The sequence below is a fragment of the Desulfonatronospira sp. genome (assembly GCA_003563255.1).
Classification (GTDB): Bacteria; Desulfobacterota; Desulfovibrionia; order Desulfovibrionales; family Desulfonatronovibrionaceae; genus Desulfonatronospira.
In genome coordinates this window covers 1-11,350 of the sequence record PWSL01000526.1, presented here as the reverse complement: position 1 = coordinate 11,350, position 11,350 = coordinate 1, and the positions used below count along the sequence as shown (strand labels likewise).

At 48.9% G+C, this 11,350-nt stretch carries 5 protein-coding genes; all 5 read left to right on the top strand.

What is annotated here, in order from left to right:
* The first annotated feature begins 543 nt into the window (after positions 1 to 543).
* Complete coding sequence (locus QZP87_RS15240; RefSeq protein WP_291323781.1) at positions 544 to 1,779, top strand: SEC-C metal-binding domain-containing protein; 1,236 nt, start codon at positions 544 to 546, stop codon at positions 1,777 to 1,779.
* 816 nt (positions 1,780 to 2,595) lie between these two features.
* Positions 2,596 to 5,808: a DUF499 domain-containing protein gene (locus tag QZP87_RS15235; RefSeq protein ID WP_291323780.1), complete on the top strand. Its 3,213-nt coding sequence runs from the start codon at positions 2,596 to 2,598 to the stop codon at positions 5,806 to 5,808.
* A 42-nt stretch (positions 5,809 to 5,850) separates the two neighbouring features.
* Positions 5,851 to 6,462, top strand: coding sequence for a hypothetical protein (locus QZP87_RS15230; RefSeq protein WP_291323779.1), 612 nt, complete (start codon positions 5,851 to 5,853; stop codon positions 6,460 to 6,462).
* A gap of 612 nt (positions 6,463 to 7,074) precedes the next feature.
* Positions 7,075 to 10,296, top strand: coding sequence for a DUF1156 domain-containing protein (locus QZP87_RS15225; RefSeq protein WP_291323778.1), 3,222 nt, complete (start codon positions 7,075 to 7,077; stop codon positions 10,294 to 10,296).
* 585 nt (positions 10,297 to 10,881) lie between these two features.
* Positions 10,882 to 11,350 (top strand): hypothetical protein (locus tag QZP87_RS15220; protein ID WP_291323777.1); only part of this gene is annotated, 469 nt, incomplete at its 3' end.

Here is an 11,350-nt window from a genome sequence, read left to right as displayed (position 1 = left end):
GAAAGCCAGGAGCTTTTGCCCACGGAACACACGGAAGGACACGGAAGTTTTTAAAGCGTTGCGAAGCAACGCATATTCCGTGAGATTCCGTGTATTCCGTGGGCCGTCTCTTTTGCCCCGAAGGGGCCTCTTTTTCCGTGCAGGGTCGCGGAAAAAGCCTAGTGACTTAACCGTAGAAAGCCTGTTACAAAAAACAAGAATGTTTAGAGAGGATTAACCACGCCAAAGACGCGTGGCAGGCATAGATTGACGGGATTAGCAATCAGCGGCCCCGGTGAAATCAGCTGCGCTGTCCTTCGGAATTTCACAGGGCAAGCCGGAAGCCGCAGGTTGCATTAGCCCGCCTTCCGGGCGGGATCAAATGCTTTTCTCTTAATCCATACCGAGTTTCCAGCCTGAGTAGGTGTCTAAACATATACAAAATCAAACGGTTGTAAGGTTCCTGGGGGCGTATCCTGGAAGCAGACACCGGGATCGACATGGACCTCAAAGCAAAGAACAAGTTTTCCAGATGCAAAATCATTAAAAGAAGAGGAGAGTTCAATGGGAGCTATTGCGGAATCAATGGCAGCGTATGCGCAGCCACTTATCGACGAGACAGACGGCACACCAGAACAGATAAACAAGGCGCTGGAGATGGCTCAGCTATGTTGGAATCTGGCTTTATTGCCGGAAACCGAGCGTGCTGAGTATCTCGAAGAGATTCGGCCGTTTTTAAAAATGGATGAAGAACAATTCAAAGAGTTTCACGATTCATTCTTCATTCCGATGATCACAAGACATAAGCAGATGTTCCCGAAAATGCACGGACAAATGCTTTCCAAGCCTGTAACCTCCAATAAAATCGGTCGCAATTCTCCATGCCCTTGTGGCAGTGGCAAAAAATTCAAGAAATGTTGTATTGACAAGGCGAGTCCTGAAATTTCAGAAACCAGCAGGGAATATCACTGGCACTCAGAAGAAGTCGAGGGGCTTGAGACCAAAGAAATCATAGATAGATTAAAAAGGTTTGGTGTTGATTTTGACGAAGGACAGTTTCAAAAAGATGTTCAAAATTTTTATTCTGCAGAAGAACTGGCTGACCACTGGAAAAAGAGATATACCATTACTGCCAGACATTTTGATTTAGATTTTATCTGGATGGCCTGTATGGTTTTATGGAAACGACTGGCTCCTGACGTGATTGGCTCTGAGCAGTTAAGTGATCTTATGAATCAGGGATACGAACTTGTAAATGCGCAGGGAAAAGACCGGGTTGTAGAAGGTTGCAAGTTATGGTTGCAAGTCTGGGAGCACTTAAAACAAAGATTTACCAGTGAAATGAAAACCTTAGAGGATGCTGAAAAGGTATTTTCTGGCATGCAGTCTCTGTTTAACTGGTGCCAGGATCTTGAACAGGAACTTTACAACGCCGGCCTTGAAGACCAGTCTTTTTTTCATAGAAGAATCGAATACTGCAGGGAATTTTGTTCATTTTTTCCTGATTCGCGTGAATATTTAATAAGTAATATGAAGATAGCTGAAGCTGAATCATATTTTAAACTTGGAATGGTTACAGAAGCTGAACAGGCCTTTAAAGCATTGACTAAAGAATTTCCGGATAACGTCTGGGTGTATATCAGGTGGGGCGATTTGTACTGTTTGGATGCACATGCTGAATATAATAACATGGCAAAGGCCAGAGAAATATATCAAATGGCCTTGAAAATAGACTCAAAAGATAAGAGGTATGTTATTGACAGGCTTAAATCACTTACAGGAGATGAACAAAACGGTTAAAGTGTGGTAAGCCTGTTCTTCCTGGGATCGTACTAGCACTACAGCGAAACTTATTTATTAACCTCCGGGGACTGGCTCTCCCCGCACTTATCTTTTTATCGAAGTATCTGTTTAGATGCACCTGCAAAAAGTCGGGGAATGAAAAATTCACAAATCAACAATATACATAACTCTTTGATTTTACTGCCTGCCCCGTGAAATAACTCCTTGGAGTTCCCGAAGGGATTTCACTGGGGACCTCTGATCTCTGACGTCTGTGACTGCAAAAATGACTTTTTGCAGTCACATCTGTTTAGCGCTTTTAAGGAAAGCAGGGGACAGGAACTCCGGGACCCACTTGAGCATCATTTTGTGAATAAAATATCTTATTTTTCGGGACAAGTGGGTCCCTGAAGAGCCAGTCCCCATGCCACATGCAAAGCGCTAAACAGATACTTATCGAACAAGAAACAAATTAAGTACTTAACAGATACTTTTGATTTTCCTGATGCTTTGAATACACATATTGACTTTAATTCTGAAGTAAGGCATTAAGTACTGAATTTTTTTGGAAAAAATCAAGCACTGTAACAGTTTAGCCATTTGCAGGTGGCACGGGGACTGGCTCTCCCAGTCATTTTTTTATTAAGTCTGTTTTTTTCATCAACAAAAAAACAAGGGCTGGGGTGTCTGTCCCCTGCTTTCCATAGAAAAGGGCTGAACTGTTACCAGGCACTAGTATCGTAAGAGTACAATGACTCAATCAACCAATTTGTATCTGTTTGACGTCTTGAAGGAAAGCAGGTGACAGATACCAGTCCATTAAGAGGTCCAATTATGCAGTCAATTCTTAAGACCTGCACGCCGCGTTCAGACATCATTGAAGGAACGTTCAACCCAGAGATTTTTACCGCCGGTCTGAGCAGTGTTCTACGGGCCTATAACGATCCCAAAGCAATCAGCACTGTCTATACCGACCCCCAGGTTTTCTTTCAGCATGGTACTTATCCCACCCAGGGGCTGGTAACGGTTCTTGGTTCGGCTCTGGGCAGGCTGGCTGGTATAAACACTTACCCTGCCATCCAGAGGTTGGAGACCGCTTTTGGCGGGGGTAAAACACATACCCTGATAGCCCTGGCTCACCTGGCTTTGCAGGGCAAGGAACTGGCCTCTCTGGTAGCCGATTATGTAGCAGAGGATGTCCTGCCAGAACCAGGCACAGTGGATGTCATAGGTATAGCCGGTGATGAGCTTCCTTTGTACAATCCCAAAGGGTCAGAGCTTGTGCCCCATACCTTGTGGGGAGAAATTGCATTCAGGATCGGAGGAGAAAGCCTGTATAACCAACTGCGCACAGAGGCTGAATCACCTGCCTCGCCAGGGAGCTCTTTTTTTGAAAAAATTTTTCATGGGCGCAGGGTTTTAATCATGTTTGACGAGCTGGCCCAGTATGCCACCAGGCTGCAGGCGGCCAGGTCAGACGGTTCCGATCAGCTGGCAGCCTTTTTAATGGGGCTGCACGGTTATGCGCGGAACCATTCGCATATTTCCATTGTCCTTACTCTTGCCGGCAGTGCCGATGCTTTTGCCAGGCAATCCAGCAAACTGAGCCGCCTGATTTCCGAGGTAAAGGGCGAAGAGGTGGATGAAGACCAGGCCATGGCCCTGGCCCAGCAGGCAGAGCAGGGAATCAGAAGCGTGATTTCCAGGGATGCCTCCACTGTAGTCCCGGTGCAGGGCGGAGAGATTTCCCGCATTTTAGCCAAGAGGCTGTTTGAAAGTATAGATGACAGGGCAGCCTGGGATACAGCAGCTTCCTATATGGAAGTATACCGCCGGCATTCCTCGCACCTGCCCGCCCATGCTTCCCAGTCTGATTTTGAGACCGTGCTGTCGGCTCATTACCCTTTTCATCCCACTTTCATCCGCTATCTCCAGGGCAAGCTGGCTACTCTGGAAACATTTCAGGGAACACGGGGAGTACTGCGCATGCTCGCCTTTGTGATGCGCAGCATATGGTCCAGGGGGCTGCAGATACCCATGATCCATACCTGTCACATTGATTTGACCAGCCCGGACATGGTCAATGAAATACTGGGCCGTACCGGTGGAAGCGATTTGCTCCAGGTTCTGAATACCGACATCGGGGGGCCGGACACAGGCAATCTCTCCATGGGCAAAAGTTACGCCCGGCTTGCGGATGAAAAGAATCCGCATCCCCAGGGCTTTCCCATGTACGAATATGCCTGGCGCAGCATTTTTCTGCACAGCCTGGTGGGCCGTTCCGAAGGCCTGGGGTCCAACCTCTTTGGGCTGACAGAGCAGGAGGCTCTTTTTGATGTGTCCAATCCGGACATGACTCCCCCACAGGTCCAGATGGCCCTGGAAGAAATTGAAAAGAGCGCCCAATACCTGCGCAAGAAACAGGGAAAATATTTCGCCAGCCTGGAACCTTCAGTAAACCGTGCTTTGACGGCCATTGAATCCGGCTTGCAGTTAAATTCAGACCAGGTCATGGAAAGGATCAGGACTACCGGTCGCAACGTGGTCAGGCAGCACTCGGATCCTTTTTACGTAGTGCATGAGGTGACCCATCCGGAAGATATACCGGACAAAGGTGACAGCCCCATCCTGGCCCTGGTGGCCCTGGATGCTGAAGAAGTGGATATTCAGGAGCTTATTACTCAGGCTGGTCCCAGTAAGGCCAGGATGAATCAGAACCTGTGCTTTGTGCTTGTGCCCAGTACAGTGCTGACCAAAAACCAGAAGCAGGATGCCCGGAGACAGACCCGGGCCGCAGAGACTTTTGCACGCATAGCAGGCATGGCCAGGACGGTTGTGGCCATGCGCAGGTTGCAGGACAGGCCTGAAGATTATGGTATTACTGCAGCCATGCTCATGGAGCAGGACTTCAACAAACGTCTGAAAGTCAGGGCTCAGGCCCTGGAAACCACTGTGGCCCAGTGCTTTGATTCTCTGTGGTATCCATCTGCATCCAGGCAGCTTGCTCATAAGGAGATTCGCACTGGAGGCGGCGAGGGTGGTGCGGCAATAATCGGGGAAATTACAAAACTGTTGCGCCAGGATGGAGAACTGATCACCGCAGATATCGCCGAAACCCGGGAAACTCTTCAGATTCTGGCCGGCTTTTTTTTCCACCAGAAACAAACTCCGGAACTGCAGGAAATCAGAGATTCTTTCAGGCAGCTAAGAGAATGGCCGATACTGGAACGTATGGAACTTTTTGAAAACATTGTCAGGGCGGGTGTGGAGCGTGGTGCCTGGTGCCTGTTTCGCATGTCCAGCAGCAGTGACGAGCCGGAAGAATTTTTCAGCCGTGATACAGGTCCATTGCCTCTCAACCTGGATCTGTCCAGCCCGGGGTGGTCCCTGGTAAGCTTTAAACACGCCCGGCAGCTTGGCTGGGGACCAAAATCAGTGGACAGGGAAAAGGTGAGAAAAATCATCACTTCTGCTGTGGATGACAGGGAAGCCTCAACTGTGTCCGAGGTGCGCTCTTTAGTGAACGAGGCTTACGGAGAAGTCCCTGAAAATGAAGTTTCTGAAGCCATCTCTAATCTGGTAAAAAACGGCAGACTCGGGGTCTACAGTGGTTCTCCGGAGCAATCAGAGAAGCCGGCCGATCTGGTTTACGGCAGGGTAGCAGTACTTGAGCCGGTAAAGCCGGACCACTCCCTGATAACCCCGGCAGCAATCTCCAAGCGCGGCTGGAAGAAAAAGGAAAAGGGGATTCGGCTCTCCGGGAAAAAGGACCTGGAAAAGGTATGGCCTCTGCTTAAACAGCTTGGCCGGATATATTCCCAGGGTGGAAAATCCAGCATAGAGCTGCTGGAGATATTCGAGCTGGAGGTTCCCGGTGGAGGCAGTCTCAGGTTTTCCCTGGAGGATGTTACTCCAGAAGGCATGAAACACCTGGACGAGTTGTTTGCCACTCTGGCTGAACTTGCCCGCAAGGGCGAGAAAACAGATCTGGAACTGGAAATCAGCGAGCCGGAAGATGAATGCCTCTTTGTCAGTAAACTGAAATAGTGCCTGGGTTATTTTCCGGAAATATTTAACCAGAAATTTAAAATGGATCTGACCAGTCATCATCTAAAAAAACTTGAGCCTCTGGTTCCCCTGGCCTCATATGTCCTGCGCATCACTGAATGGAAGGACTATCCTGTGCCGGTCCTGGTCATCAAGGAACGCAGGGCTTATCAGATGCACAATAAGGCTTCCGGGCAGGAAAACCGTCCGGCCATGATGGAGTTGCCAGTCAAAAGAATACTGGTGGAAATCGGTTCTATATACGGCGAACCTCTAAGGCGTTGTCTTCCAGTGCTTAAACAGATTGTTTCCACTGTTCGCGACCAGCAGGATATTCCTCTGGAACTGCAGCACTATATGAACAAGAACGGTCTGCGACTCAGGTTGAATCTGCCCTTGGACGAAGAGGCCGGGGCCAAGCTGGGGCTACTGGCCAGGCTGCAGGTCCGGGTTAAGGAGATGGACCGCATCGAACTCATGGCCAGGCGCATTGCCAGATTTTCCCGTGAAGAGGCTGAATACTGGCTGTATCGGACCACTACCTACGGATCAGACGCCAACCGCTGGGCGTTATCTGGTCTGCGCATAATTCTCGGAGGCCAGCCCGGTGATCCGGCTGTAGGCAGAATGTTGTCTCGAATGCGGGAGAGTTGAAAAATTACTTTGACAAGCGTGGCCGGTGAAAATATAAAAATATTAACAACACCCGCCACGCCTCTTCTTTTTTTTAGTAAGCGCACCAGGCGGGTTTTTTTATGTCCAGTCTCCGAAATACTTTTGATGTATCTGTTTAGTTGTGACTTGCTACTGAAACCCTGTCATAAAAAACAAGAAATTGTTATCACTACAGCGAAACTTATAAAACTTTTCAACCTGTCTAAATTGGGGACAGGCACTTTTGCCGGTTGCTAATTTGCAAATGCTTCAAAAATTCGGCGGCAAAAGAGCCAGTCCCCGGAGGTCAAAAAATAAGTTTCGCTGTAGTGTTATCAGTTAATAGTTAATTGTTGAAGAACTTGCCAGTCAAAAGTTCTCTGGAAATACATTGATAGCACCTTGTTTTCATTGAATATCCACAAGAGACTGAATGTCTGTAGCAATAATGGCTTTAACCTCTTGATTTTATTGTCTTTGCTTTGAGCTTTCAGCTTTGAACTTTGAACTCTCGAGTTTATGAACAAAAGCCTAAATTAACTGCCTTACCCTATTAACAATTTACAATTAACAAATAACTGGGTTGCGGGCATAGCCCGCTTTGGCAAGAAGATGATTCAAAAAAACGACACACGCCTTATAGAGCATGGATTTCCCTGTCACCAGGTGGGGGCTGAGACCCAGAGGGAAAGAGGGGCAAGCTCGGCACTACCTCCTTTATATTACCTGCACGTATGGTGGGCCAGGCGTCCCCTGACTCCCAGCCGGGCAGCCATTCTGGCCTCTCTTCTGCCTGCGGATACCGACCCGGAGGAGTTTGTACGCAGCCTGGGCATTGAAAAGTGTGTCGCCCTGGTCCAGGAGCAGCAGTGGACCCTGACCGGAAAACTTCTGGAACGTATCCAGACCGATGATAACGGCAGAGAATACCTGCCCGTGGACCGGGTGGTCCTTCGGGCCCTGGACAAGGAGCAGCACAGGCGGCAGCAGAACAGGGAGCTTATAGCAGAACTCAAGTCCAAAGACGCCGGCCTGCAGAATGACCCTGTTCTTGTGCGCTGGGAGCAGGAAAGCCAGCCCCTGCCCGAACCCTGGCCGGATGAAGGCGCAAGGCTTGAACTGCAAAGAGTCATGGGTGATCCGGCCTGGTTTAAACAATTAATGGCCTTATCTCAAAGCAGGGGGGTAAGAGTACCCAATCTTTATGGTTACGATAGAGCTTTCTCAAATATTACAACTCCAGCCCATGATAATAGAAACATTACTATACTCGATCCGACCTCAGGTGGCGGCTCTATTCCTTTTGAAGCTCTAAGACTCGGATATAGCGTAATTGCCAATGAACTAAATCCTGTAGCTTCAGTAATACTTTATGCTACTTTGCAATATCCAGCACAATTTGGGTCGAGTTTAATTGATGATGTTAGAATTTGGGGAGAGGAGTTGATTAACCATCTGGACAAATCAATTGGCCCTTACTTTTCAAAGTCAGCTCCATTGCCGGTGCAGGAAGATAAAGCATTACAAGGTTTGCATTGTCAGCATAAGCAACTTGAGCAATTTGAAAAAGAACAAGTTACTACTTACCTCTACTGCCGCCAAGTCACCTGCCCGCACTGCAGGGGTGAAGCGCCTTTACTCAATTCCTGCTGGCTTTCCAAAGAGGATGGAAAACAATGGGGAGTGCGCATAGTTTCTGACGGCAAAAGCAGAAAAGGCACTGTGCGTTTTGAGACCTACAAGGTCCAAAAAGGCCGGGGACCTCAAGGAGATGACCCGGAGTTTTCAACTGTTTCGGGTGGGGTGGGCCAATGCATTCACTGCAGGCAGGGGATTACCGGCGAAGAGATCAAGGCCCAGGCCAGGGGTGAAAGCCCCCTGGGCAAGTGGCAGGACAGGCTCTATTGCGTGGTGGCTGTACGTCAGGAGCCCATACTTGATAAAGAGGGCCGGCCTCAGCGCTACGCATCCGGTGAAAAGCAGGGTCAAATCAAGACCCGGAAAATCCGCTTTTTTCGCCCACCCAATGATCAGGACCTCCAGGCTCTGCGTCAGGCTGAGGAAAAATTGAATGAAAAATGGGACGAGTGGGCAGCAAAGGACTATATCCCGACGGAGCAATTCCCTCCCGGCAACGACATGCGCCCGGTCTATTACGGCATGCCCCGCTGGTGCGACATGTTCACTCCCAGACAGCTGCTTGGGCACTGCACCCTGGTGGAAGGCCTTAACGAGCTCAAACCCAGGATAATTGAAGAACTCGGCCAGGAAAAAGGCCGGGCTGTAATTACATACTTGCAGTTCGCTATTGACAAGGGTGTGGATTATAACAGTCGTCAGACAAGGTGGGAGTATACCAGGGGCATAGTGAAGGGTAATTTTGGAAGGCATGACTTTTCTTTGAAATGGACTTTTGGTGAAATGATTTTTACTGGCCCCAATTCTGGCCTTAAATGGTGTTTTTCTCAGATTTATGATGCATACCAAGGGCTTGCCCATATTTTATCCCCTGTTCATGAACAATATTATTTCGACGCTCAAGCTCCTCAGGTTTCCATTACCAATCACTCTGCTGACAGCATCAGTCAGGTGCAGAACAGCTCTGTTGATCTGGTGGTGATGGATCCTCCATATTACAACAACGTGCAGTATGCAGAACTTTCTGATTTTTTTTATGTCTGGCAGAAAAGAACTCTGAAGGATTTATATCCGGGTTTTTTTTCTCGCCGTTTAACGAACAAGAATGAAGAAGCCGTGGCCAATCCAGCCAGAGATGGCTCTGCTCAGAGTGCCAATGATTCTTATATTGCACATATGTCCAGCATATTTGCTGAATGTAGAAGAGTATTGAAAGAGGCCGGTCTGCTGACCCTGATGTTCACGCATAAAAGCCAGAACGCATGGGAAGCCTTGACCCGTTCTCTAATTGAGACAGGCTGGATTATTACTGGTACTTTTCCCGTGGAGTCGGAATCATCCGCCTCTATGCACCAAAAAGACATGGCTGCAGCAGCCAGCTCCATTTTCATCTCCTGCCGCAAGCGGACTGAAGAGGCTGAGTTTCCTGCGGTCTGGACCGGCATTGGGGGCAGGGGGGTGCAGAAGCAGATCCAGGAGGCTGTTGAGCAGGGCCTGGAAGAATTCATTCCATTGAGACTGAATCCAGTGGATGAAATGGTGGCCTCTTATGGACGGGCCTTGAAGGTCCTGTCCCAGAACTGGCCGGTCATGGACGGTGACGAAGAAGTCAGTCCCATCCGGGCTATGAACGAAGCCAGCCGCGTTGTGGCTGAAAATCAGATTGCACGGCTGAGCCGGGGCCGTATTCAGGTCAGCGAGCTGGATTCCGAGACTGCCATGGCCCTGACTATATTCGGCATCTGGGGGCTCAAGGATTTTGCCTATGACGAAGGGCTCAACCTGAGCCGCTCCCTGCAGGTACGCCTTGCGGAAAAAAATGGAGGCTATCAGGTCCAGGACAACACAATCGGTCTCAGCAGTGCTGCCAGGGGCCGGGCACGTCAGAGGCAGGCCAACGGAGCTAACGGTTTTCATGCCCCCCTGGTAAAAAATGGTTCAAAGCTCAGACTGGCCGCACCCAGGGAGAGAAACGAAAAACGCCTGGAAAACCCCCAGACGGAATGGGATGTCCTGCAGGGCATGCTCAGGGTCTATGATCAGGGCGACATCCTGATGGTCCGGCCTTACCTGGAGAAGCATGCCGGGGACAGTAGGAACAGGATGCTGGATCTTCTCAGGGTATGGGCTGCCGAGGTGGATGATCCGGATATGCGGCGCAAGGCGGAAATTATCCTCTTTGGCCTGCAATCGTAATGCAACCTGAGCAAAACAGTGATGAGTCCTGCTTTGAACCGATTTATACACTTGAGAGTTAAAAGTTCCTGGTTCTTCGTTCCTGGTTGAAAGAAATAAAGTCAATAAATTTGGATAGATATCTTGTCTGGCCTGAAAGACATATTGATCTGCAAAAAAGCTAATAAAAACAAATGATTACAAAAAAACTTTTAACTGTCCAGTTATACACAACCTTCCAAATGATATTCGTTGACATTTATGTCCATAGGCCTAAAGCTGGCTATGCCCGCAACCCAGTTATCTGTTATCTGTTAATTGTTAATAGGGTAAGGCAGTTAATTTAGGCTGTTGTCTTCAACAATTAACAATTAACTGATAACAATTTCTTGTTTTTTATGACAGCATTTCAGGAGTAATTCCAACATGAATATCAACCCCATGTACGACTTCGTGTTGTGCAGGCCCCGGCTTCTGGTGAAGCCGGTTTTTTGGATTGAATGGCCCGTTTTGGACAATACCGCCGTCTAAAGCGGGCTTTTTTGTGGTACGGGAAAGCATCGTTTTGACCCAGCCATTCAGGTGGCTCCAAGCATATGGTTACTTATGACGTATTCCAAGGATGAATCATTTCTGTTGCCGGATTATCCGTGGCGTATCTCCTACAGAACCTCCACGGTCAACCCTGAGGACAAGCCCACCAATATCCTGCATGAATTCTATATTCCGGCCCTAAGACGTGCTGTGCGCTACGACCGGGTCGCCGGATACTTCAGATCCTCTTCCCTGGCTGCAGCCTCGCAAGGATTTTCTGCCTTCACCGCTCAGAACGGGAAGGCCCGGTTTATTGTCGGGGCGGATCTTGATCCGGACGACGTGCATATTATTCTGCAGGCAGTCCGGGAAGAGGACCATGAAAATCTGGCCTTGCTGCTTGGGGCTGAGCTGGAGGAATTCTCAACCTGGCCGGAAAATATCCAAAACGGGGTGGCTCTTTTGGGATGGATGGTCAAGAAAGGCATCCTGGAACTCAAAGTGGCCTGCCGTATCCACGCCGTTAGCGGGGAGCCTGTTG